Annotated in this window: 15 protein-coding genes; 12 read left to right on the forward strand and 3 right to left on the reverse strand. The window is 55.3% G+C overall.

Annotated elements, in window-relative coordinates; genetic code table 11:
• Positions 1 to 4: 4 nt before the first annotated feature.
• The 5 genes from A3OQ_RS0106680 (at position 5) to A3OQ_RS21540 (ending at position 5222) form a co-directional block, all read left to right on the forward strand.
• Positions 5 to 1384, forward strand: coding sequence for a glycosyltransferase family 2 protein (locus A3OQ_RS0106680; RefSeq protein WP_020174594.1), 1380 nt, complete (start codon positions 5 to 7; stop codon positions 1382 to 1384).
• A 486-nt stretch (positions 1385 to 1870) separates the two neighbouring features.
• Positions 1871 to 2473, forward strand: a complete 603-nt coding sequence (locus A3OQ_RS0106685; protein WP_152428338.1) for a hypothetical protein — start codon at positions 1871 to 1873, stop codon at positions 2471 to 2473.
• A gap of 76 nt (positions 2474 to 2549) precedes the next feature.
• Positions 2550 to 3521, forward strand: coding sequence for a hypothetical protein (locus A3OQ_RS0106690; protein WP_020174597.1), 972 nt, complete (start codon positions 2550 to 2552; stop codon positions 3519 to 3521).
• 64 nt (positions 3522 to 3585) lie between these two features.
• Positions 3586 to 4251 (forward strand): FkbM family methyltransferase, encoded by a 666-nt coding sequence (locus tag A3OQ_RS0106695; RefSeq protein WP_020174598.1) that lies wholly within the window; start codon positions 3586 to 3588, stop codon positions 4249 to 4251.
• A 131-nt stretch (positions 4252 to 4382) separates the two neighbouring features.
• Positions 4383 to 5222, forward strand: coding sequence for a class I SAM-dependent methyltransferase (locus tag A3OQ_RS21540; RefSeq protein ID WP_020174599.1), 840 nt, complete (start codon positions 4383 to 4385; stop codon positions 5220 to 5222).
• Here A3OQ_RS21540 and A3OQ_RS0106705 read toward each other — a convergent pair.
• The 3 genes from A3OQ_RS0106705 to A3OQ_RS23430 form a co-directional block, all read right to left on the reverse strand.
• Positions 5145 to 6197 carry a heparin lyase I family protein gene (locus A3OQ_RS0106705; RefSeq protein ID WP_020174600.1) on the reverse strand — a complete coding sequence of 351 codons (1053 nt, stop codon included), beginning with the start codon at positions 6195 to 6197 and terminating at the stop codon, positions 5145 to 5147. The genes A3OQ_RS21540 and A3OQ_RS0106705 overlap by 78 nt on opposite strands.
• Before the next feature lie 120 nt (positions 6198 to 6317).
• On the reverse strand, positions 6318 to 7079 hold the full coding sequence (locus tag A3OQ_RS0106710; protein WP_083931520.1) for a class I SAM-dependent methyltransferase: 762 nt from the start codon (positions 7077 to 7079) through the stop codon (positions 6318 to 6320).
• Between the two features lie 73 nt (positions 7080 to 7152).
• Complete coding sequence (locus tag A3OQ_RS23430; protein WP_161607312.1) at positions 7153 to 10749, reverse strand: glycosyltransferase; 3597 nt, start codon at positions 10747 to 10749, stop codon at positions 7153 to 7155.
• Positions 10750 to 11055: 306 nt separating this feature from the next.
• Here A3OQ_RS23430 and A3OQ_RS24670 point away from each other — a divergent pair, with 306 nt between their 5' ends.
• From A3OQ_RS24670 to A3OQ_RS23435, 7 genes are all read left to right on the forward strand, one after another.
• Positions 11056 to 11487 (forward strand): hypothetical protein, encoded by a 432-nt coding sequence (locus A3OQ_RS24670; RefSeq protein WP_161607313.1) that lies wholly within the window; start codon positions 11056 to 11058, stop codon positions 11485 to 11487.
• 969 nt (positions 11488 to 12456) lie between these two features.
• Positions 12457 to 14655 (forward strand): peptidase domain-containing ABC transporter, encoded by a 2199-nt coding sequence (locus A3OQ_RS0106720; RefSeq protein WP_020174603.1) that lies wholly within the window; start codon positions 12457 to 12459, stop codon positions 14653 to 14655.
• Positions 14603 to 15991 carry an HlyD family type I secretion periplasmic adaptor subunit gene (locus A3OQ_RS0106725; RefSeq protein ID WP_020174604.1) on the forward strand — a complete coding sequence of 463 codons (1389 nt, stop codon included), beginning with the start codon at positions 14603 to 14605 and terminating at the stop codon, positions 15989 to 15991. The genes A3OQ_RS0106720 and A3OQ_RS0106725 overlap by 53 nt, the downstream gene beginning before the upstream one ends.
• Before the next feature lie 113 nt (positions 15992 to 16104).
• Positions 16105 to 18048 carry an SEL1-like repeat protein gene (locus A3OQ_RS0106730; RefSeq protein ID WP_020174605.1) on the forward strand — a complete coding sequence of 648 codons (1944 nt, stop codon included), beginning with the start codon at positions 16105 to 16107 and terminating at the stop codon, positions 18046 to 18048.
• A gap of 596 nt (positions 18049 to 18644) precedes the next feature.
• Positions 18645 to 19397: a hypothetical protein gene (locus A3OQ_RS0106735; protein ID WP_020174606.1), complete on the forward strand. Its 753-nt coding sequence runs from the start codon at positions 18645 to 18647 to the stop codon at positions 19395 to 19397.
• Positions 19398 to 19424: 27 nt separating this feature from the next.
• Entirely contained in the window at positions 19425 to 20702 is a 1278-nt protein-coding gene (locus A3OQ_RS0106740; RefSeq protein ID WP_020174607.1) for a calcium-binding protein, read from the forward strand.
• Positions 20703 to 20877: 175 nt separating this feature from the next.
• Entirely contained in the window at positions 20878 to 23442 is a 2565-nt protein-coding gene (locus tag A3OQ_RS23435; RefSeq protein WP_020174608.1) for a glycosyltransferase family 2 protein, read from the forward strand.

Below are 23442 nucleotides of genomic sequence, written 5' to 3' on the forward strand. Positions count from 1 at the left end.
TGCATTGGATGGCGCGCTGGACCATATTTTCGTTTCGCCGAACGGAACGTGCCTTCTGATTGGCTGGCTGTCCGACGAAGGCGATCGTCTGCCCGTCATGCGCCTTCACGATGGCGGCACCGCTGCGACCTTTCCGGCAAGCAGCATAATGCGCTACGCGCGCGATGACGTTGCAGACGCGCTTGGTATCAGGGGATATGACTATGGGTTTATCGCCTTAACGCAGCTCCCCGACGGCTTCGGGCCCGGCGGAATGCGCTTTGAAGCGAGTACGATGGCAAGCCTATTCCAGGTTGAGATCGAACCGGAGCTTGTCTCGGATAAGCGGCTCCTCGACCGATTTCTGAAAATGATCGCCGGCCTTCAGGCGCATAGGGGCCGTGAAATCGCGCTGAATGCGTTGCTGACCCAGTCGGGCGGAGCGACTGCGATCGATCTGTTTCGCGCGCACGTGATGGCGTCATCAGCCGGTTTTCACGTTGAGCGTTTCAGGCCGCGTGCCGTCTCGCGCTCCTTCATCACGGTGCTGTTTGGTTCTGCGGAACCGGTGATGATGCAGCCTGTTTTGTTCAGGTCGGCCGGCATCGATTTCGGCGAATGGATATATGTTTGCAATTCACCGCCAGAGGCGCAGGCTACCCTTCGTTATGCACGGCTCATATCCGATCTTTGGGATGTCTCGATCAGCGTCATATTGGTCAAGGATAATATCGGCTTTGGCGCGGCAAACAATCTGGCTGTAGCTGCCGCGGCCAGCGACAACATCGTTCTGGTCAACCCGGATGTCTATCCGATTCCCGGATATGCTTCTCTCTTGAGAGAAAGCCTCGGCCGGGAAAAGCTCGGGACGAGTTTGTGTGGGGGGCTTTTATTTTACGATTCCGCCAATCTCATGCATTCAGGCATGTATTTGGATGACGACCTCTTTGTCGTGAACACGGGACCGAACGGCGCCGGCGAAACCAAGGCTGCCGTTTGTTGCCGTCTCCTGCGCGTCGAGCATTATGACAAAGGTGTCCCCTTTGTACCGGAAGCCTGGAAAACGCCCATGCCGGCTACGGCCGTCACGGGCGCATTTATGACATTTGAGCGCGGCGCTTTTGAGAAGCTCGGCGGCTTTTCGGGAGATTATATCTATGGCCACTACGAGGATGCGGATCTTTGCTTGCGTTGGACTCAACAAAACAAGCAGCTGCAAATCGACCCGGCTCTGAGACTGGTGCATCTCGAGGGACAAGGCGCAAAGGCACATGGGCTGGAATATAGCGGTGCCGCGCTTGCCAATCGCTTCTTTTTCACGGCGCGGCACGGGGCTTTCTTCGACGAGCGGCGACAGAGTCTCGGCCGCAAAAAGAGGATGAGGGAACTTGCCTTCCGTATCTAACAGGCTTTGCCATATTTTGGGTTTAGAAGATCGATACCCGTATTGATCTCGCGCATGTGAGCAGTATGTGGTGAACCGGGGCGATACGGGCATCTTTCTTACTGCTGTACCGGTTGAAAATCGGAGCTCATGCCGAAAGGCGATTTTTGCTTTGTACGGGCAGCGATCCGCAACTTAAATGCGGCGGTTGCAATTAAGCTCACCGCATTGTCGAAATGATCGAGAGACGGGATTTGCGTGACCAAGACTGTAGCAGTTCTGACAGACGCCACATCGGCCGGCTATCTTTTCCCTCACTGGGTTCGTTACTATGCGGGCGAGTTTGGCGTTGCGAAGCTGCATGCCATGACCTACCGGGGTCTAGGCTCGGCTTTCGTGGACCTGGGTTTGGGGTCCGTTGTCGAGTCCGAAAGTTTTTACGATGACGAGTTTCGCGCGACCGCGATCAGCGAAAAAGTTTCGGCCCTTTTGCAAACCAATGACGTCGTGATCCGCTGCGATGTCGACGAATTTCTAGTTCCGGATCGTCGTAAGCATGGCTCGCTTGCCGCCTATGTCGAGAATTTAGAACATCCCTACGTGACCGCGATCGGCCTTGACGTCGTCGAGACCGCCGATGACGCGCAGCTTGATCTGCACGCCTCTTCTTTATTGGATCAACGGCATTGGTGCATCCGGACGGCAGCCCTCAATAAGACGGCGGTGGTCGCGCAACCCTTGGTCTGGGCCGCGGGTTTCCACGCAGCAAATATGCGTCCATATTTCGACGATCTTTATCTGCTGCATCTCAAGTTCGCCGATATTCAAGGCAGGATCGCCTGGTTTGCCAATATGCTCGATAAGGTTCGGCCGGGTTCAAACGAATATGTTTATTATGCCGATGGCCGCGCGAAATTGGAGAGTTATGCGAAATGGCTGAACAGCCGGCCGCGGGATAATGATCCATTGGCACTTTATGACAGAGGTTTCCTCGACCATTTCATGCAGTCGGTGAGTTGCAATCCTGAAAACGGTATTTGGCAAGGCGACTTCTGCGTGGATGGAAAGCTGATCGACTATTCAGGCAACCTCTCGATAGGGAAAGAGTAGTCAAGCGGCTTTGGGGTGAATGAGATCGAGAGTTACCTCACCCTTTATCATGCGGAAAGACACCAGAGGACGAGACATGAGCTTCGAGCCTGTTCAAGAGGCCGCTGATTTCGATGGAACGGTTCTGATTGTCAGAACCGACAAGATCGACGATACGCTTGTCGGTTTTCTTGCCGATGTGGAAAAGAAAACGGATCTCCGCATTTGCTTGGCCGCGGACGGAAAGAAGATTGAAGCGAATCTCCTGACCGACATCAATCATGTCGTCGCAACAATTGAAATCTATGGCGCGATGAATCTTTTTGTCGCGCATGATACCTTATGGCGTTGCGGAGATTATTGCCTCTATCTTGTTCGAGCCAAATATCCGAAGGCGCGATTTTTTTGGATGATCGAGAGAGACGTCTACGTCAACACGCGCGATATCGGACATTTTTTCATGGAGCTCTCGCGGTTCAAGGATGCGGACTTCATCGGCAGCCGCTATCACGATGCCAAGCCGGCATGGGCCTGGTATTCCGCTATGGTTCCGTTTTCATCGCAGCTTTATCAATGCGTGTTTCCCGTCGTCGGTTTTTCCGGCCGCGCGGCGGACTGCCTTTACGAGCGTCGAAAGGACATATCGGCGCGTTACATGGATACCGAGCCTAAAGATCGGCAGTTGTGGCCGAACGATGAAATTTTTTGCGCGACGGTTGCAACGAACGCCGGCTTTACGTGTCGCGATTTGAACGATTTGGGACCGTCGACCTATACGCGTCAGACATTGAAATTGACGCCGCCTTTATCTCTCCGGCGCCTGATGGCGGCCAAGCCCGACGAGTTGCTCTATCATCCCGTTTTATCTGGCGACGAATTCATTCAAAAGCTGGAGATGAGGCTCGCCGCCGATATCAAAAAGCGCGTCGCACCAAAAGAGCTGCTCGCCACCTACGATAAAGTGGTACGCGAGGACGTCGCTTTGGAATGTGGCGAGGAGCGCGCGAAAAAGTTCGAATGCGACCTCAACCTCGCACTGGAAAGCTGCGACGCTAAGCCTAAAATTTAGGGCAATGAATGTTCCAGCATGCCAAGACCACCCGTCGCTCTAATGACAGGCGAGGAGAATACTGATGCTTAATTTGATCGATGTCGGCGGTGCAGGCGGTTTGCAGGGAAAATGGGAAGCGCGTCTCGGATCGATCGCGCCGACCATATTCGAACCGAATACCACGGAAGCTGACAAGATCCGTGACAAATATCGTGCTCACAAGGATATCAGAGTGGTGGAGAGAGGCCTGTTCAATGTGTCGGGACAGCGGACTCTGCATTTGACGCAGCATTGGGGATGCGTGTCCTTGCGCCAGCCTAATTTTGATATTCTTTCGAAATATCCGATCGCCAAGCAATTTAAGGTCGTCGGCGAAAAAACGATCGATTGTTATCGCTACGACGAGCTTTTTGCGAAAGGCGAAGTGCCGAAGCCAGATGTCATAAAAATCGATGTTCAGGGATGCGAATATGAGGTCCTTGAAGGCTTCGGAGATCTTCTCGACGGCTGCATCGGCATCGAACTCGAAACGCATTTTTATCCGATCTACCGGGAGCAGAAGCTCTTGCATGACTTGGTTGCCCTTTTGGGGCGTTTCGGACTGACTTTGATGAGGCTGAGTCCGATCAACCATTTCGAAGGCGATATGGTCGAAGCGGACGCATTTTTTCTCCTGGCGAAAGAAAAAGCGAAGACGCCGGAAGAAAAAGCCAACCGAGCGGTGGTCGCCGAGGTCTACGGGCTTTAGCGTAACGCATCCACGCATTGAGATATTTTGTCGAAACGCGGCCATGCCGAGTCTTAGTGTTTCGCTGATGATCTCAAACGAATGATCTTCGCCCTTTAACCTGAAGACATGGATATGGAGAGGGGATCGCGATGCGGTGGAGCGAGACGGTAAAGGATTATTACGACGTCAGGCCTGCTCCCAGATGGGGTCACGGCAAGCCCACGCATCCGGAGCTGACAAAGCTTCTGAATGAACGGCGCCATATCTACAGCGATATTTTGGACGATATGCTGAACATCAAGCCGGTACTGCACGCCATACCGATGAGCGGGGATGAAAAAAATAGTGAAATACCCTATTGGTCGAATACATGGTTCAGCAATCTCGATGCGACGTCATTGGTGTATTTTCTGTCGCGCAAAAAACCGCGCCGCTATCTGGAAATAGGCTCCGGCTATTGCACCATGTTTGCGCGCCACACGATCAAGGAACAGCGCCTCGATACCACAATCATTTCGGTCGATCCAAAACCGCGCGCGAATATTGATCGCCTCTGCGACCGGGTCATCAGAAAGCCCTTGGAAGAATGCGACGTTCAGATTTTTGACGAGCTGGACGAAGGCGACATCCTTTTCTTCGACGGCTCACATCGCGTCTTCGAAAATTCGGACGTGACCGTCTTTTTTCTCGAGGTTTTGCCGCGACTGAAAAAGGGCGTTTTCGTCCATATCCACGATATATTCCTTCCGAGCGACTACGTCGCCACATGGAATGAGAGGCTCTATTCCGAGCAATATATGCTTGCGGCAATGCTGTTGTGCAAAACGCCGCCTTTCCAGGTGCTGTTGCCGAATTTTTTTATCTGCACCGATTCGGAATTGGTCGAAAAGGTCGATGCCGTGCTCGACTCTTCAAAGGGAAAAATACCGCTCACTTACAATAATGCCGCGCGGATTCCCGGTGTCTCGTTCTGGCTCGAGACCGTCTGAGGGCTGCGCTCGACCGGCCGCAGGCTGCTCTATGCTTTGACATTGGAGCGGTGCTCCAACGGGGTAATTCGATACAGCCTCAAAAGTGGCGCCTGATCGGATATTGTCGAAATAGACCGTCTGCGTCGTCGCTTGCCGGCGTCTATAGACGCCGATGTCCACACCCATCGCGTTTGTGATCTTATGGCCGTCGTCGCCAACGCGCCCAGGATCGAAGCCCCAATGCGCTTTGAAGCAAAATTGCGGTTTGCCGTTCAGCCACATCGCGAGAACGCCCGGCTGCGCGCTGGCGTCCGTCTCCGGATCCAATTGGAGAACGAAATTATTCCATTCGCCGCGGGCTAGATTCATATTGTAGATTGTTTTTGCCGGGCTGCCCTTTTGGTGCTCGAGCAGATCGTCTCGAAAGCCGAAGAAAAGCTCGGCCGGACCATTCTTGTCCTTTGACGGCGTGATGCTCATCGCGAAGGGCGGATGACCGCCGCAGCATTGCCAGGCTTGAAGATGGATGGCCCAGGCGGTGGGCAGCTCATAGTGCGGGTCGAGCATGAAATCGAAGGAGATATACCGCGGTCCGCCGTTCACCAGCATTTTTTGATTGGACCAATGCGGAACGGCATCAAGAAAAATCTTGTCCTTCACATTCTCATCATGGTCCGCGGTGATTTGGATGGCCAAAGAGCGGGCATTGCCTAGCTTCGACGCCGAGTGCGGAACCTGCTTATCGAGCCAGACATTGAAAGATGTTCCTTTGTCCACGGTAAAGGCCGGCGGATTGCTTTTTGAGCCGTCCTTGCGATCCAGCATGTGGAAGTAGAAAGGCTTCGTGCGATCGCGCTTTGCGATTTCCGCGTCGTCAACGTAATGTTGATTGGAAAATTGCAGCTTCGTGTCAGGCTCAGCCGTCGCCATTGTAGCACCCACCGAAAAGACCAGAATAACTGTGAGATGCGAAAATCCGATTCTGCGCGCCATATCTCTCCTCAATGGTGAAGCAGGAAACTTATCGAAAGCAGGCAAAACCGGTTCAATTTTGACAATGCCGGCCGATGCGATCTTGGCGGTTGCAGAACCTCGGCATCTTTAGCCGGGCAGTTAGGCCCTCAGCCTTACGAGGCGGCCGTCAGTGCTCCGCTCGAAACGCCTTGAGGTCCGCTCGTTCCTGACGAAGTGAAAGAGCGTATTCGACGTCGGATGCCCGACAGTTTCTATCGGGATCGCGGCGCGATGAAGATCGCTATCCGTAAAGTGCTCATCGCGCCGCACGATCGTTTCTGCGGCGAGAACGCGTTCCAGCATCGCCGGGAACTCCCGCCAGCCAAAGACGCGCCAATGGTCTTCCTGACCAAAACGCTTGATGCGTTCATTCTTTGGAAGATCGGATAAATCTTCAACCGTGGCAGGATTGGATGTCATCGGAACCGACAGAATCATGCTTCCGCCAGGTTTCAATAATCTCGCGAACTCGGCAATCACCCAATCGACCGAGACCGGGAGGTGCTCCAAAATATGGTTGGCAATGAGCAGATCGACGCTTGAATCCGGCTCGTGCGCGATGTCGTTGCAAATATCGAATTTATACGGAAGGACCTGATTGCCCGAATAGGTCTGAGGGAATAAATCCAGCGGGTAATAGTTATGGGCGTCGACGATCTCGGCTATTTTATTCGACACTCCCTTCTCGGGGCCGAAATGGAAAACGACGCTGCTTTTGCTCAAAATGTTCAGCTTCGTCAGATATAGCCAAATGTACCTCGTTCTCTCCAAGGAGTGACAGCCGACGCACCAGGCATTTTCCCGGCCCCTGAATTCGCGAAATTCCGTACCGGAGCAAATGGGACATATCGGAACAGTCATAGGCAATCTCCCGCGGATGTCGCTGCCTCTGCGACGCTGAACCGGATGACCGATCTCCCGGCCGTTGAAGGGCTCACGCTCTGACGAATTTGCATAATGGACGGTAATCCAAGCCAACCGCTTTGCTCGAATAACGGATATCGCGTTCGAACCTGAAGCCCTTGTCGCGCATGATCGCCGTCAGCTCCCCATGCCAAGAGTCCCAGGCATCGGCGGCGTCAATCGTTGCCTGAAAGATGGCAGGCGCGCCGGGCGCGAGAAGGCGCGCGAGTTCTTTCGCGATCATCTCAAGCTTGTCGGATGAGGAAGCCGGCATTCGCGCGAATGCCAGTTGGGAAACGCCGGGCCGGTTGGGCAGCTTCCCCTTGGCCGCGAGTTCCGCCAGAAACGCATCGAGCGAAAGCTTCGGGCCCTGGAATTGCTCGTTCCATACTTTCTCCATCTTGTTGGTAAGACCGACGGAGAGCGCGACAAGCCGGCGGAACATGTAATGCGTTTCGCTCATCCAGCGATAGAGCGTGCGGTCCATGGCGCTTGCGAGACATTGCGGGCAGTGGCAGCCGGAGTCTTCTGAAAAGGCGGGGCCATACCAGTCGCAGATATTGCAATGCATGAGTTTGCCGGTCCGGACGGCTTCGAAAGTTGCGATCTGCTCAGGCAAGACGGGATGCGCCACGATGACGTTTTCATCAAAGCGTTGAGAGAGGCTGGGCCGCGTCTTGTTGAAGAGGGCGAGAACCCCTTCGGCTTCAGCGAATTTCCAGCCCATGCTTTCGGCGTAGAAACTATATTCCACGTCTGTGTAGTCGTGCGGTACGGCCTCGCTGAACCCGCCGATCTCTTCAAACATTCTGCGGCGAAATGCGAAAAGGCCACCTTGGATATGGCCAAAAACGCGATCCGGGTTTTTGGCAGCGAAGTCCTTATTCCGAAAATGCTCAAAAAGCCGGATGCCGGTTGGATATTGGGCGCCTGTCATATAGCTCGGCGAATATCCGATCGTGCCGACCAGTCCGATCTTCTCGTCTTTCTCGAAGGCGCGAACGAAGGGCAGTTCCCAGCCGCTCTTGAAGCTCATGCCTTCCTTGCCGCAGACATAGATGATCGTGTCGCCTTTGCCTTGTATCGCGGCAAGATTCGTTCCGGGTCCGACCATTGCATTGTTGCGGTTATGAACGACAGTGATGCGGTCGTCCTGCGCCCAGATCTGATCCAGAAACGCGGGTACTGGTTCTTTGCGGCTGCGGTTGTCGCAAACGATCAAATGGAGCGGCAGGGCCGTATAGGCCAAAATACGGTCGAGGACGAGCCGCAATTCCTTCAGATTGTTCCAACTGACGACGACGACGTCTATCGGCGTCTGCTGCCAGACTCTCAGCAAAACATCGACAAGCTGCGAAACGTCATGTTGCTGTCCCGCGCGCTTTTTGGCTTCCTGCACGATGGCCCGCAGCTTCAAGGAACTCAAATCGAAGAAACGCCGAATCGCTGCTGCGACGCTTGCCGGGTTTGGCTCGCAAATAAGACCCGTCACTTCGTCGACGATCAGATCCGGAATGCCTGCGATAGGCGTGGTGAGCACGGGAATACCGGCCATCATGCTTTCAACCACCGAGGTCGGAATCCCGTCCATGTCCCCGGTCGCCGTCCGCACGCAGGGAGATACGAAGAGATCGGCGGTGCTTATGACCTCCGGCACTTCGTCATGCGGAAGCGGTCCTTTAAGGATCACATTGGTCAGTTTCAGGTCGGCTATGATGGCATGGTATTCCGCTTCCATATCGCCATAACCGTAGATCTCGACGATAAGATCGAGGTCGGTCAGAAGCGAGGCCGCCTTAATCAGAAGATGCAGGCCCTTTTTTTCGACGAAACGATGAATCGCGATGGCTTTTTTGGGACCATTCGCTCTTTCGCGTCCGGCGCGCTCACCGAACTTTCTCGATGAGACGGCATTCGGATTGATGACGAGTTTTTCCCGCGGAAAATTCCGCGCCAGAATATAATCGTAATGAAACTGGGAAAGGGTGAAGAGTCGGAGACAAAGTTTCGACGCGCCGATCTCCGCCAATCTGGCTTGCTCATCGTTTTTATAAACGAAGATGTCTTGCGCATGAGCAATGAAGGTAAAAGGCACATTCGCCCGCTCGCAGGCCGGCCAGACCATATTGGTGACCGTCGGAAAGACGAAATGCGCATGCACCATCGTGCGGCGCGTCGCGATCAGCTTTTCAGCGAGATCTTCGACGGAGACGATTTGCTTGAACTCGATGTCGAAATCCGGCTTGAACGTCTTGTGCGGGCTTTGACGGCAAAAGACGATGACATCTATGCCCCTCTGCTTGAGGGCTTCCAGCTCGCTCAGCACGAAGGTTTCGGAGGGGACCGGGAAATGCCAGCAAAAATAAGCGAGCCGTAGCGGCTCTTCCGCGCGTTCCCTCGGCCAAGTGCGGGCTCTGAGTACTATTGGTTCAACAGGCGATGCGTCCGATGCCTTCGGGCGATCTGCGAGAATATCCCGATACGCGCTCGCAACGAGCTGCTTGAAACTGTTGAGGTCATATTTGCGCGCCCTTGCTTGGCCCGCTCTGCCAAGTTCATCCACCAATTGGCGGTTTTCGCACAGTCCTTTGACATGAGGAACTGCCGCGGCAGGATCCTTATACGGTATCAGGAAGCCGGTCCGGTCCGGCTCTATAAGCTCGACCAATGCCCCCCATTCGTAGGCAATGACCGGCCGCGTGGCCGCCATGGCTTCCAGGATCGTCCGGCCAAACGATTCTGCGAAATGGGAGAGGTTCATCACGACGTCGACTTGAGCGATGGCGATCGACGGGCTCTCGGCATAGCCGGCAAAAATAAGGTTCTGAGGAACCTCCTCCTTGCTTCGACCGGATCGCAGATCTTCGACCAGAGCGGTCGATGGTCCGATAAGGACGAATTCGGCTTCGATGTTTTGCTTCTGGCAGAGCCGGGCCAAAGCGACGAAGTCCAACACGCCTTTTTTCGGGATGTTGCTGCTGATCAGGCCAAACCGCAGCCTTTCGCCATCGGGTCGCGGGATCTTCGACATGCTTTCCCAATCGATCGTATTGGGAATGACGAAAATACGCCCGGGCTTGTCATAGGCTTTGGCGGTTGCATGCGAATTACCGATAAGCCAATCGGCGCGTTCGCAGACGTCGCTGACGATCTGCTGCGGCTGCGTCCCAATGATGTCGCAGAGCGCTTGATCGTGAGCGATCAATTCTCTGATATGGACGACGACCGGAATCGACAGCTCGCGGGCGGCAATCGCGCATTCCCGCAGCATGATCGTGTTGACGTGAACAATGGCAATGTCTTCATCTTGAATGATCTGGCGGAACGTGGCAACGACCCCCGGATCGATGTCCTGATTCGCGCGCCACCAATCATAGCGGAATGCAAAGACGCGCTTGCACCGCTCGCGAACGACATTCGTGTAAGAGGGAACGTTTTTCGGAAGAACGACAATGACATTCGCAGGCAGAGCGCCGGCCGCATCCAACATGTCGAGAAAGCTGCGCTCGCTGCCGAAATAATGCTCGCCGACGAAATGTGCGACGATGAGTATGTTCGGCCAATCCTTTTGCGCGTGAACCCGTCCGGAAAATTCCTGGATTTGATCTTTCGCCTCCGGCGTGTTCACGCGGCTTCGCATGACGGCCGATGACAAAAACCGCGAGGGCTCTTGTTGATCCTCTTGCTTGCCCAATAAGGCCAAAAGATCATGGCCGTCGGTAGCCGGCAGACCTTCGATGAACAGCCGCTCGCATTTTGACAGCGCGGGCGCGCGGTCCTCTTCGGGAATTAAAGAAAGGACTTCGGGTAAATGGATCGCTGGATGGGGGTCATATCCCTTTTGTGACCCTTCTGTAACGAAATGCCAAAAAGCGCGGCCCGGTCCATCCTTCGCGGTATGCCTCTCCGCGTAAAAGGACGGAGAGAACATGTGATGGGGGCTAAGACCCTTGCGTGCCCCTTTCCAAAGAAAATGAATCAGCGGGTCGAGATCAGACGGGCAGTCGGTGGCGAGGCCTCGATAGTGGCTGACGTCAAAGAAAGGATGCGGATCGACGCGATTCGGAACGCCGAAAAGCACGTAATGGCTGTAGGCGTCGAGCCCGGAGGTCTTTGTGCCGATTTGCTTCCGATAGAAGCTGTTTTTGAAAAGAGGCGAAAAATCTATGTTCGCATCCGGCTCCGACAGATAATGACGGTATGCGCTTATGCAGCTCGAAAATTTTTTTCCAACCTGAGCATTATACCATTCGAGATCGAACAGCGGCGTCGGACTTATGCGTTTGTCATTCGTGTCCGAGGCTTCCGTGTCGATGAATTGTTTGAGCCAGGTCGTGCCATCGATCCGAACTTTGCGCCGTTGTGACGCATAGTGGTAATTTAAAAACAATGGATGCGGATCGCGCATCTCCGACGATCCGCATTCGATGTAGTGACTGAGCGGCTCGATGCCCGCCGCTTTCACGTCCGCGTATCGGGTGAGGTAATATCGTATGGAAAATAACGGATTTGGATTTTTGAATTCGGTCCAGCCCCGCGTCACATAGTGAAGAAGCGGATTCATATTAAATGTGAATCGATCGTCGAATTGCGTCCTGTAATAGGCTTCATCAAATAAGCCGCTTGATTGTATCAGTGAAATTCGAAGCAAAATCTCCGGTTCAAAGCCGGATAAAATGTTGATGTTCGTATCTCGCCAAAATTCTGTCTCTGAACGGTCGAATTCCTCGAGCCTTAATCTCAGATAATCCTGCTTAAGCCGGATGTTTTCATTGAGCTTATGTTCCATTCGCGCAATCGACAACGCAAGGAACTGAAGGCTGTTCGTGTTCACGGCAATGGCCCCAAAAACTTACGTTCCGGAATCGGTCGCGTCGGTGACACGCCTATGATTTCAGAGGATAAACGCTACGGCCTTTCATATGCGCCGCATTGTAGGCACGTGCGCATGGCGCCAATTGTTAAGCCGGCCATGCATGCTGTGTTCCCTGAATTTGCTTTGCGCCGCCTTCGAGTGCTGACGGTATCTGATGCCTACAATAACAGAGTCCGATTGCACGCTTATAACTTGGCGGAGCCATTCTTGTCATCGTGAGTCTGTTCACAAGCATCGCTTGCATTCGTTTTGCATCGGCATGCAACGCTCGCATTTGTCATCTCTAGAATTGTAACGATGCATATGTAGCGACTCATATTTCATGCCAATTAATGCAAAGCCTCGATCAACGGAACAAGCGTCGATATCTTGAAAGCAGACCTGCAATGCGATATTAATAAGATGCTGCTCAATGGATCTCGTTTCTAATCGCGTCACACGACTCTAAGGAGCGCAAGCATGGAATCGAAAATCGGCGTTCCATCTGCGCTGAGCTGCCTTATCTACATCGGCCGTCATCACGGCCTCCACTTGACGGCAGAGCAACTGACCCGCGCCAACCTTTTGACAGGCGGCGAACTTTCGCCTGTTGAATCATTGAAGAGCGCGCAAAGTGTCGGCTTGGTTGCAAAAGCCATCACGCTCAAATGGGAGTCGCTTGGCAAAATCAAGAAGGCGCTTCCGGCGCAGGTGCGGCTCACCAATGGCAGCTATCTCGTTTTGCTGCGTGTGGATTTCGACTCGCCTATTCCGCAGGTGGTATTGGTTGACCCGAAGACCGATGCCGATACGACCTTGACTCTCGACCGGCTGCGATTTGAGGCGGTCTGGTCCGGTGATGTCATTCTCATAAAGCGCAATTACGAAATCGAGGATGAGACCAAACCGTTCAGCCTCAGTTTTATTGCGACGCTGGTATTCCGAGAGCGGCACCTCGTCGTCGATATCGTCATTGCAGCTCTGGCACTCAGCCTCTTAGCGCTCAGTCCGATCATGTTCTGGCGACTCATGTCGGACCGGGTTGTTCCTTTCCACGCGATGAACACATTTGCCATTCTGTGTCTGGTCATGGCGGTGCTGATCGCATTCGAGACGGCTTTCTTCGCCTTGCGGCGTTATTTGCTCCTGCATCTCACAACCAAGGTCGACATCAGGCTATCGACTTATATGTTCGACAAAGTGTTGAACCTGCCGGTCGATTTTTTCGAAAGCACACCGGCCGGTCTGATCACTTATAAAATGGCGCAGATTTCGCGCATCCGCACCTTCCTCACGGGACAGCTGTTCGGCACCGTCCTCGATTCGGGTGTCCTTCTCTTTTTCCTGCCGGTAATGTTCTATTTCAGCCCGGTGCTGACCGCCATCATCTTAGGCGTTTGTGCCATCATCGCGGCATGGCTGATCGTCATGCTGCCCGCTTACCGGCGCCGCTCATCGGCCGTTGAGAGTGCCGAGGCCGCTCGCGGCGCGTTTCTTTCGCAAAATATTTATGGAATTCGGACCGTCAAATCGCTCGCGCTCGATTCACGCCAGCGGCATCAGTGGGATGTGCTGACCGCGCGCGTCTCGAAGGCGCGTCTGGCGGAAGGCACTCTCGGTAACCTCATCGAGTCGGGCGTGCGGCCGATGGAACGGCTGATGGTCAGCGGCACATTCGCGCTCGGGGTCTATTTCGCGATCACGTCGAATGATCCCGTCTATATCGGAACATTATTCGCCTTCCTGATGCTGAGCCAGAGAATCGCAGCGCCGCTGATGCAGATGGCGCATCTGGTGCAACAATATGACGAGGCGCAAACCGCCGTGGGCGTCGTGGCGGATCTCGTCAACCAGCCGGAGGAAGAAGGGCGTTCCGGTCACGGTGTTCTTGCACCGCTTAAGGGGCAGGTCGAATTTTCGAATGTGAGATTCAAATATAAAGGCAGCCTAAATCCCGCGCTGCGGGCGGTGTCGTTTGAAGTACCGCAAGGGACGACGCTTGGCGTCATGGGCCGCAGCGGTTCCGGAAAGACGACGATCACGCGGCTGCTGCAACGGCTCCATTCCGATTATCAAGGCTTAATCAAGATCGATGGTATCGACGTACGCGAATATGATGTCGATCACCTGCGTGGGAGCCTTGGTGTCGTCTTGCAGGAGAACTTTCTGTTCAGCGGCACCATTCGCGATAATATTACGGCGGCCAAAAGCAATGCCTCTTTCGATGAGATGGTCTATGCCGCGCGGCTCGCGGGGGCCGAGGAATTTATCGACAAGCTTCCGCGCGGCTATGAAACCTTCATTTACGAAGGTTCGCCCAATCTTTCGGGTGGCCAGCGGCAACGTCTCGCGATCGCGCGCGCACTGATCACCGATCCGAAGATTCTTATTCTCGATGAGGCGACAAGCGCGCTCGACGCGGAGAGCGAAGCGATCGTAAACGCCAATATCAAGCGAATCGCCAGCGGCCGCACGATGATCATCATTTCGCATCGTTTGTCGTCTCTGATCGCCGCGGATGCGATCCTCGTACTCGATAGAGGCGAGGTTCACGACATCGGGCGTCATCACGAGCTGCTTGACCGCTGCGATATTTACAGTGGCCTTTGGCATCAGCAGAACGCCCATGTCGGCGAAGCGCTGGCAGAAAAGCCTATGCGAGGTCCAAGTGCCGCCTAGCCAATCCGCCGATCTCACGCTCCGGCAGTTTCAGTCCGAGACGGATGCCATTCGCGAGGCGCCCGTGCCGCTGCATCCGCGGTTGGCGATCTGGTTCCTGGCCGGACTTATCGTGAGCTGTCTGATCATCTCCGTCTTCGTACCTGTCGACCGTGTGGTGAGCAGCACATCCGGCACGATCGTCCCGACCGAGTCAGTCAACGTGTTTCAGGCGCTCGACCCTTCGATCATCAAAAGCATCGATGTGCGCGAGGGGCAAAGAGTCGTTGCCGGCCAATTATTAGCCACGCTCGATCAAACCTTCGCCGCCGCGGATGTCCAGCAGGTGAAATTGCAGATAGCGAGCCTCGATGCGCAAATCGAGCGTGCCGAGGCAGAGCTCAGCAATCGGACCCCCGACTTCGAGCAAAAGGACGACCCAGCCCACGCGCGTTACAATGCGCTTCAGCAGAAGCTCTTTTTGCAGCGCGCCGCGCAATATAAGGCTCAGATTGAGAGTTATAATCAAAAGATCGATCAGACCCAGGCGACAATCGCAAAGCTGAAAAACGACGAAGGCCGCTATTCGGAACGCGAAAACATATCGAAGCAAATCGAGCAGATGCGCCAGACCCTGATGGAACGGCAGGCCGGTACCCTTTTGAACTTGCTTGGCGCGACCGATCAGCGTCTCGAAATGCTGCGCACCCTTGAAAACGACCATAACGCCCTGATCGAGTCCCAGCATCAGCTTGCGTCTCTTAACAGCGATGCAGAAGTTTTTAAGCAGCAATGGGCCGCGACGACGAGCCAGGAACTCGTTACGGCGCGCAACACGCGCGATGGCGCGTTATCGCAGCTTGAGAAAGCATCGAAGCATCAAGATCTCGTCCGTCTGACATCTTCGGAAGACGCGGTCGTCCTGACGGTCGCCAAACTGTCCGTCGGCTCCGTCCTGAAGGAGGGCGATTCGCTCATGACGCTGATGCCGCTTCGGACACCGGTCGAAGCTGAGGTGCATATAACGACGCGGGACGTCGGCTTCCTGCGGACCGGCGATGCGGCCACGCTGAAAATCGATGCCTTCAATGCCTCCGAACACGGTACGGCCGAGGGTAAGGTGAGATGGGTCAGCGAGGGCGCTTTCACGACCGACGACAATGGGTCGCCCGCCGATCCCTATTACAAAGCCCGTATCGCGATCGATGCGTTTCATTTCGTCGGCGTGCCCGCCCACTTCCGTCTTATTCCCGGCATGACGATGGGCGCCGATATCAAAGTCGGGCAGCGCTCTCTCGCGCGATACGTGATCGGTGCGGCCTTGCGCGGGCTGGGCGAAGCGATGCGTGAGCCGTGATGATGTTTCAGCGGTTGATGCACCAATGGCCACCGCTTTCACTGGAAACCCGGCCTGATCGGCTATGTGCGATTGCAGCGCAGGCGGCATCGCGAAAAGAACACACGCGAGCCTTGTCGTTCTGGCGAAAGGCCGCGGAGCTTGGGAGCGCGGATGCTCATTATAATATCGGGCTTCTCTACGCGCGGGGACAAGGAGTCATCCGTAGCGTTCCGGATGCGGTCGTCTGGTATCGCAAGGCCGTGGACATCGGCCATGCCGAGGCTCAATTTCAATTGGCTCTCATTTATCTTCAGGGAGACCGGCCTACGCCTCTGGCGAGCGCCGCGGTGCGCTGGCAGCAAGCGGCCGCCGAAGCCGATGCGAAATGGGCGGCGGACATGAACGCTTTGCTCTTTCCGGAAGGTACCGCCGTCGAACCAGATCACGCGACCGCGCGGCATTTTGCCGAAGGTGCGGCGCTGGCGGGCCATTTCGCAGCCATGGCGACGTTTGGCCGAATGTTGATGCACGGTCTCGGCGGTCCGCGCGATTATGAGGCGGCGCGCCATTGGCTTGAGCAGGCTGCCGCCGCCGATATCACGGAAGCGCAATCGGGCCTTGGTCATCTTTATGCCAATGGCCTTGGCGTACCGCGCGATGCGACGATGGCTGTCGAATGGTTTCATAAAGCCGCAGAGGCCGACGATATTCCCGCTCGCATTGCGCTCGGCACATTTTATCTCTCCGGAGTTGGCGTGCCTGCCGATGCGGAGATGGCTGCCAGTTTTTTTATCAAGGCGGCGGAGCAGAAGAGCGCGCGCGCGCAACATTCCGCCGGACTGCTCCTCTTGCGAGGCGAGGGCGTAGAGCAGGACGTACCGCGTGCCGAGACGTTTCTAAGAGCAGCGGCCAAACAAAATTATCTGCCTGCCATTATCAGTTTGGCGGAATTTTACAGCCGTGGCGAAGGCATCGCGCCGAATCTGGAGGAGGCGGCACTTTGGTACCGGAAGGGTGCCGAAATGGGTGACGTGCAATGTCAATTCATCGTAGGCAGGCTTTATGCGCGTGGCGAAGGCCTGCCGAAAAGCCTGCAGGAAGCCGCCAAATTTTTTCATCGGGCCGCGGAACAGGGGCATGATACCGGCGCGTTCAACTATGCCGTATTCCTATTCAAAGGGATGGGCGTTCCCCAAGACAGCGCTGCCGCTGCCATCTGGTATGCGAAAGCTGCGGAAGCGGATATCAGGGTCGCGCAAGTGCAGCTCGGTCGGCTTTATCTGGCCGGAGAAGGCGTCGAACGCGACACGAAAACGGCGGCCTATTGGTTCGCGCGCGCGGCCAAGGCTGGCGATCCCGATGCCGAGACGGCACTTGCTTTGCTTTATCTGAATGGCGAAGGCGTTGATGCAAATCCGGCGCGGGCCGAAGCGCTTTTGCGCCAAGCGGCTGGTAGAGGCCATCCGCCCGCCTATATGCAGTTGGGATTTTTATTTTCGAATCGCAACTCGGAGCCGGCCGACCAGGCCGAAACGGTGCGCTGGTTTGAGGCCGCGGCTGCGGCCGGTCAGGCCGATGCAGAAGTCATCTTGGGTTCGCTCTATGCCGAAGGACGCAAACTCCCTCAGGATCATGCCGCAAGCGCTGCATGGTTCAAACGCGCCGCCGAAAAGGGCCATGCTTCGGCGCAATTTCAACTGGCCGTTCTCTATTGCACGGGAAGCGGCGTGGCCGTCGATCTTGCGGAGGCGCTGACATGGTACGAAAAAGCGGCAATGTCTGGCCATCGGCTCGCGCAATATAATTTGGCGGTGATGCTCTCCAAGGGACAGGGCGCTCCGATGGATCAAAAGACCGCTCTCACATGGTTCGAGAGGGCTGCCGAGCAAGGCATGCTCGAAGCTCAGCTTGCCGCCGCCGGCATGCACGCACTCGGTTTTGACGGTTACACGCCTGATCTCGAGGCCGCCCGTTCCTGGTATTCGCGCGCGGCGGAACAGGGTAACGAGGCCGCCAAGGAGAACTTGAAAAGAATTGAATCCATGCAGGAAAATATTATGCCTTCGCCCGCATGAATATAAGCACGCTATTCTGTATCAGTAGATAGCGATAAAAATACAGTCTATTCTGTTATTTTGACGTGGTATCATAGTATATATGACTGAATTATGTATTTTTGCAGCTACTTTACAAAGTAAAGAAGTGCTTATTAGGGAACATAAAGAGGGTAATTGAGTACCAAGCGGTACTATATGCTTCTAGATAGATCTTATTTTATTTTAAAATTCAAATGATTAAGTTACATGCAGTGCACAAATGTTTTGCATATGGTATTATACAGCCAAGTCATACGTTTGTTTTCTCTGCGAATACGTATTTTGCCACAAAAAGGACAATGCTTTTTGTTTATTCTTTCAAATTCGTCCTGTACCTTTTAAAGGTCTTTAGGGCGCGCTCAATAGCCTGCTGCCAGTTCTCGAGTTAGGTTCATGCTGGGGTGATCATGCAATTCCAGGAACGGACATCCTCGCTCGCAGTACAGCCCGGACTCCACGTCCTCAGATATGTTTCCGCGGCGCAGCCGCGATCCCCCCTGGTTTTCGTAAGACCTTCCGTCGGGAGCGAGCAGTCCATCCGGCTCGTCGCCACTCCAGGCTGCTCGGACACTTGCATGGCCGCCGGCGATCTCATGGTCGTCGTGGCCGAACGGCCGTCCACACTGCAAATTACCGTTCGCGCGAATGCTGCGAGCGGTTCCCTCCAAGCCAAGTTGCAAATCGAGCCCCTCAATCACGTGTCCGTGCAGCAGAGTGCGACTCAGGACGGCGATGCGCGTCCTTCCTTGCAAAGGTCGATGGCCGCCACGGTGCCGCCGGAAGACTTGTTGCTGATGGCGCATGTCGCGCGGCGCGGCGATGTCTTTCAGAAATTAGGCGATTGGATCGGCGGCCCGGATGCGCCCGCGCCGATCGAGGGTCTTCAATTTACCGGCTCTTTCATCGACGGTCTGTTTGTAGAACAGCGCGTTCTGATCGCAGGCGATGCACAATGGACGCCGTGGCGTCCTGGGCATGAATTCGCGGGCTCGCGCGGCCATGCGCGGTCGTTGACCGGATTTCATGTGCGGCTTACGGGTCCTTTAGCATCAAGGTATCGACTAGCCGTGGAGGCGCTTTTCCTCGGTACCACCGTCATTCGCAAGAGTGGTGCGAATCTCGAGTTTCGAAGCGGTGCTGGGATTGATCCCCTCATCGGCGTCAAAATCAAGCTCGAGTCGATTGCTCTTCGGTCCAGGTCCGTGGGACCTGCGGCTGAAGAGAGTGCAATGCCAAAGAGTGCACTTTCCACACTCAATCACGAGCGTACGCGAAGTGGCGTCCGCGTTTTTCGTGCGTCGCGTGATCGGGTTTCGACGTCGGCATAAACAGGCAACTCGACGAAGGATTATCTAATGGCAGTTTATGATCTCCCCCAAGGCCAACTTGATCAGATCTTAGCCGGTCAAGTCCCGCCCTCTGCGCTACACGCCATCGAAGAATCGCTTAGAGGTTTATCCGAGGTTTCGGTCGACGTCATAAATACGGCGGGAAACATCACGCCGCCGTCAGGCGTCAATCTGCTCGTCATCGACGACCATGGCGTCAACAGCATCGATGCGAGCGGCGATCCGGTCATTTATGCGGCAGGCGCCTCGACCGATATCCGGCTCACAGGTGACGCGGCGACGACAGTCGTCGGCGGACACGGAGACCTTTTCTTCACCGGAGACCCCGCTGCCTCGACGGTTTACGGAGGCGAGGGCAACAATTTCCTTTTCGCCGGCACGAATGGCGGCGATCACGAGCTTCATGCCGGATCTGGATCTTCCACCGTGATGGGTGGCTCGGGCGCCGACACCTTATATGGCAGCACGTCGCCAGACGGTCAGGCTCTTTTGATTGCCGGAAGCGGCCATAATGATCTGTTCGGTGGACAGGGGTCGGATACGCTGATCGGCGGCGGTCACAGCCTGCTCGTCGGCGGTTCCGGGCAGAGCCAATTGTTTGGCGGCAGTTCCGAGCACGCGCATGACACTCTGATCGCCGGAACCGGCGACGATCAAACTTTGAGCGTTTCCGAAGGCAACAACAGGCTCTATGCCGACACGACCAATTCCGGCACGAACGACACGCTCATCGCAGGGGCCGGTCATGACACGCTCACCGGCAACCACAATGCCACTGATTACGAAATCGGCGCGGGCAGCACTTCCGTTCAGGGCGGCGCCGGCAATGACACCGTCTTCGTGAATAACGGTTCCGGCCATGACACGATCGATGGCGGCGCCGGTACGAATTCGGTGATCTTCACCGGCTACACTGAAGATCAGGCGAACATCCATACCTCGCATGGTGTAACGACCATTACCTTCGATAATAGCTCGCAGACCGAGACCTTGAGCGATGTGAATTCGATCTACTGGTCTGACGGCAGCGAGACCGATCTCAACCAGGGCGGCAACTCTCAGGGTGGTGGTCACACCCACCTGCCGCATGGCGGATTTGATGGAAGCCAACATGGTCAGGATCCCCATGATGGCGGGACCGGCAACCATGACCATGACTTCGGTCAGAGCGGCGTGGCTGGGAATGCATCCAATCCATCGTCCCATGGATTTGGTTCAAGTGAACCAGATCAGCATCATAGCGGATCTGGCATCGGCACTTCCGATCCATTCCACAAGGGATGAGCGGATCTGAGCATGCCGGAATAGACAGATTGGAAAGCGAGTTCGCCTAATCGAACACCTTTCCACTCCAATCCCGAACCGGGGCTGTGCGCATCGCGCAGCCCCGGTTCACACATAAAACGGCTCCTTGCATGGGGAGGTGATTTGCGAAAATACCTTCATAAGCTGCCGCCTCATGCTCTCCGTTGAAGCGGCTGCGCACCGGTTCACCAATAAAGATTATCATCCGACGACGCTGGTCAGGCTTGCCGCGCATTATCTCACGCGGCGCGAAGCGGCGGCCGCCTTCATGTTCGCGGATCGGCGATGCCGCATATCTCCCCGCGCGGGCGCCCAGGACTATGTTCTCAGAGCCTTGTGCCTAAGCGCTTTGGATGACAGGGAGGCCGCGCGCCGAGACTTTATGCGGGCCTACGAGCTCGATCCGACCGACGCGAGAATCAATCAGACCATTTTGGAGGAAGGCTTCGCGGTTGAGCCGATCGAACTCGCGCAAAACATAATCGCCTCGCCCCGCGCGGAAGAAACCGCCCTCGACACTGCGCTGAACGTGTTTTGGCAAGCGGCCTATCAAGCTGTCGTCCACATCTCACCTCAATCGAACACGCTGAATGGATGGGCTGTTTGGCGTGGCAGCGATTCCATGATCCTGACTCTCAGTCTATCGGATCATGACGAAGTTCAAGCCAAGGAATTGATCATCGAGAGTGATCCTCATCATCGGCTTTCGAAAGGAGGCCTCCACGCCAGGGATTTCGCGGTCGCGATCGGAGATGGCGACCATGATTCCATTCGTATCTCCGACCCGGATGGGTCCTTTCATCCCATCTTCATCCATGTAGATCCGCCGCTGAAAGCCCAGTCCCCGCGCGTGAACCATCGTACCGCACAGGCGCCGGAGGCTGATCTCTGTACCGTCGTCGTACCGCTTTACGACGATGTCGACATGACCCGAGTCTGCCTGGAGCATTTGAAGAAGCAGAAGGCGTCGATCAAGATCGACTGCATATTGGTCAATGACAATCCGGGCCATGTTGAGCTCCAGGCTCTTGCGCAGGAGGCGCAGCAAGACGCCGGTTTCCGTGTGGTCGATAACCCGGAAAATCTTGGCTTCGCCCGCTCGATCAATAGAGCGCTGGCGCAAATCGAATCCGGCGATGTTTTGCTCCTCAACTCGGATATTATTCTGCCCGAGGGCGGCGTCGAACGACTCCACAAGGCTGCCTATTCGGCTGGTGATATCGCAACGGTCACGCCGCTGACGAATAATGGAGAACTGACAAGCGTTCCGGCGGCCTTCAAGGCAAATCCCCTCAAAAGCCTCGACGAGATTGAAGCCATCAACGCAACTTTGGCGAAAGCCAACGCGGGCGCCATCATCACCCTTCCCACGGGCATCGGCTTTTGCCTTTATATTAAACATGCCGCCTTGGCTGTCTCGAATCGGCTGCCTGATTATTACGGGCGCGGCTACTACGAAGACGTCGACTTCTGCCTGAGATTGCGGGATGCGGGGTTCCGTAATGTTTGCGCGGCCGACGTTTATGTCGGCCATAAAGGCAGCGCTTCGTTCAAGATCTCCAAACGAGCGCTTGTGGTTCGCAACCTGCGCGTTCTGTCGGCGCGTTTTCCCGATCATAGCGCCGAAAGCGCCGCATTCATGAAGGCCGATCCTCTCGCTGAGACGCGCGCTCTTCTGGCCTCCGCCCATCCGGAGAAAGTCGACGAAGCTATCGTGCTCTTTGGCGCCGGTTCGAGCCTGAAGACGGAGCGAACGGCCTGGCTCAACGCTCAGGGAAAGACCGTCTTTCATCTCGATCTGCAACAGGCGGGGCCGTGTGGGCTTTGCCTGCGTTCCTCGGATGACGATGGATGGGTAATTGATTTCGCATGCGATCCCGACGGATTTTCGAATTTGACTGCCTATTTGTTGCGATCGAACATCAAGCAAATCGAACTCGATGCCAGCGCGCCTTGCACAAAAGAATTCGTCGATTTCATCCTCGAACAGCCCATGGAAGCAACATTGCTCTTCGATGGGGCGCCCATAAAAGCCTCGCCCGCCTATCATCATCCCTGCCAAAGCCCCGGCGAAGGGCGGCCTTGCGCCGGCTGCAGCGACGATTTTTCAAAGCGAATGCGGGCAGCGACGGCGCAGGAGTCTTTCATCGCAATGTCGATGCGATCGACCGGAATGCGGACGGTGGTCACCAACCGCATGGCCGCGGCGGTGGCGCAAAAATTCCGCATCGAGGCCACGCCGGAATTTCGATCCGACGGTAGCGGGATGACGACAGAATCAGCGCGCGACGTGCAAAATGTATTGGGCATTCTCAACTTCAAGTCCGCATTCGAAACGGAACGGCTCTTGCTGACATTGATCCAATATATTGCGCACATGCGGTTGGATATACGCGTTGTGGTAATCGGAAACGCATTGGATGATTTGCGACTTATGTCCGCCGGCAATGCCTTCGTCACAGGTTTTGTGCCACGGGACGATTATCTCGACGTCCTGCGGAATTACCAAATCGACGCCTTATTTTTTCCGCACCGTTGGGCAGGCTTTACGGTGGCGGATCGGCTGAGCGAGGACTTGGCTTGCCCGCAAGCCTATTTCGATTGGTCTTTCGGCGCGATGTCGCGACGGGATCATGATCTCGCTATCGACCCGCGAGTCTGTGATGATGCAGCAAGCCGACAAATTGCCACTTGGGTTCACTCACTCTTTCGGCAATGA

The organism is Methyloferula stellata AR4 (assembly GCF_000385335.1).
Classification (GTDB): domain Bacteria; phylum Pseudomonadota; class Alphaproteobacteria; order Rhizobiales; family Beijerinckiaceae; genus Methyloferula; species Methyloferula stellata.

Excerpts from the sequence above, each read along its gene's own strand:
- A3OQ_RS0106690 (WP_020174597.1), top strand. The coding sequence starts at position 2,550 with ATGAGCTTCGAGCCTGTTCAAGAGGCCGCTGATTTCGATGGAACGGTT.
- A3OQ_RS0106695 (WP_020174598.1), top strand. The coding sequence starts at position 3,586 with ATGCTTAATTTGATCGATGTCGGCGGTGCAGGCGGTTTGCAGGGAAAA.
- A3OQ_RS21540 (WP_020174599.1), top strand. The coding sequence starts at position 4,383 with ATGCGGTGGAGCGAGACGGTAAAGGATTATTACGACGTCAGGCCTGCT.
- A3OQ_RS0106705 (WP_020174600.1), bottom strand. The coding sequence starts at position 6,197 with ATGGCGCGCAGAATCGGATTTTCGCATCTCACAGTTATTCTGGTCTTT.
- A3OQ_RS0106710 (WP_083931520.1), bottom strand. The coding sequence starts at position 7,079 with ATGACTGTTCCGATATGTCCCATTTGCTCCGGTACGGAATTTCGCGAA.
- A3OQ_RS24670 (WP_161607313.1), top strand. The coding sequence starts at position 11,056 with ATGGGGGCTAAGACCCTTGCGTGCCCCTTTCCAAAGAAAATGAATCAG.
- A3OQ_RS0106720 (WP_020174603.1), top strand. The coding sequence starts at position 12,457 with ATGGAATCGAAAATCGGCGTTCCATCTGCGCTGAGCTGCCTTATCTAC.
- A3OQ_RS0106725 (WP_020174604.1), top strand. The coding sequence starts at position 14,603 with ATGTCGGCGAAGCGCTGGCAGAAAAGCCTATGCGAGGTCCAAGTGCCG.
- A3OQ_RS0106735 (WP_020174606.1), top strand. The coding sequence starts at position 18,645 with ATGGCCGCCGGCGATCTCATGGTCGTCGTGGCCGAACGGCCGTCCACA.
- A3OQ_RS0106740 (WP_020174607.1), top strand. The coding sequence starts at position 19,425 with ATGGCAGTTTATGATCTCCCCCAAGGCCAACTTGATCAGATCTTAGCC.
- A3OQ_RS23435 (WP_020174608.1), top strand. The coding sequence starts at position 20,878 with ATGCTCTCCGTTGAAGCGGCTGCGCACCGGTTCACCAATAAAGATTAT.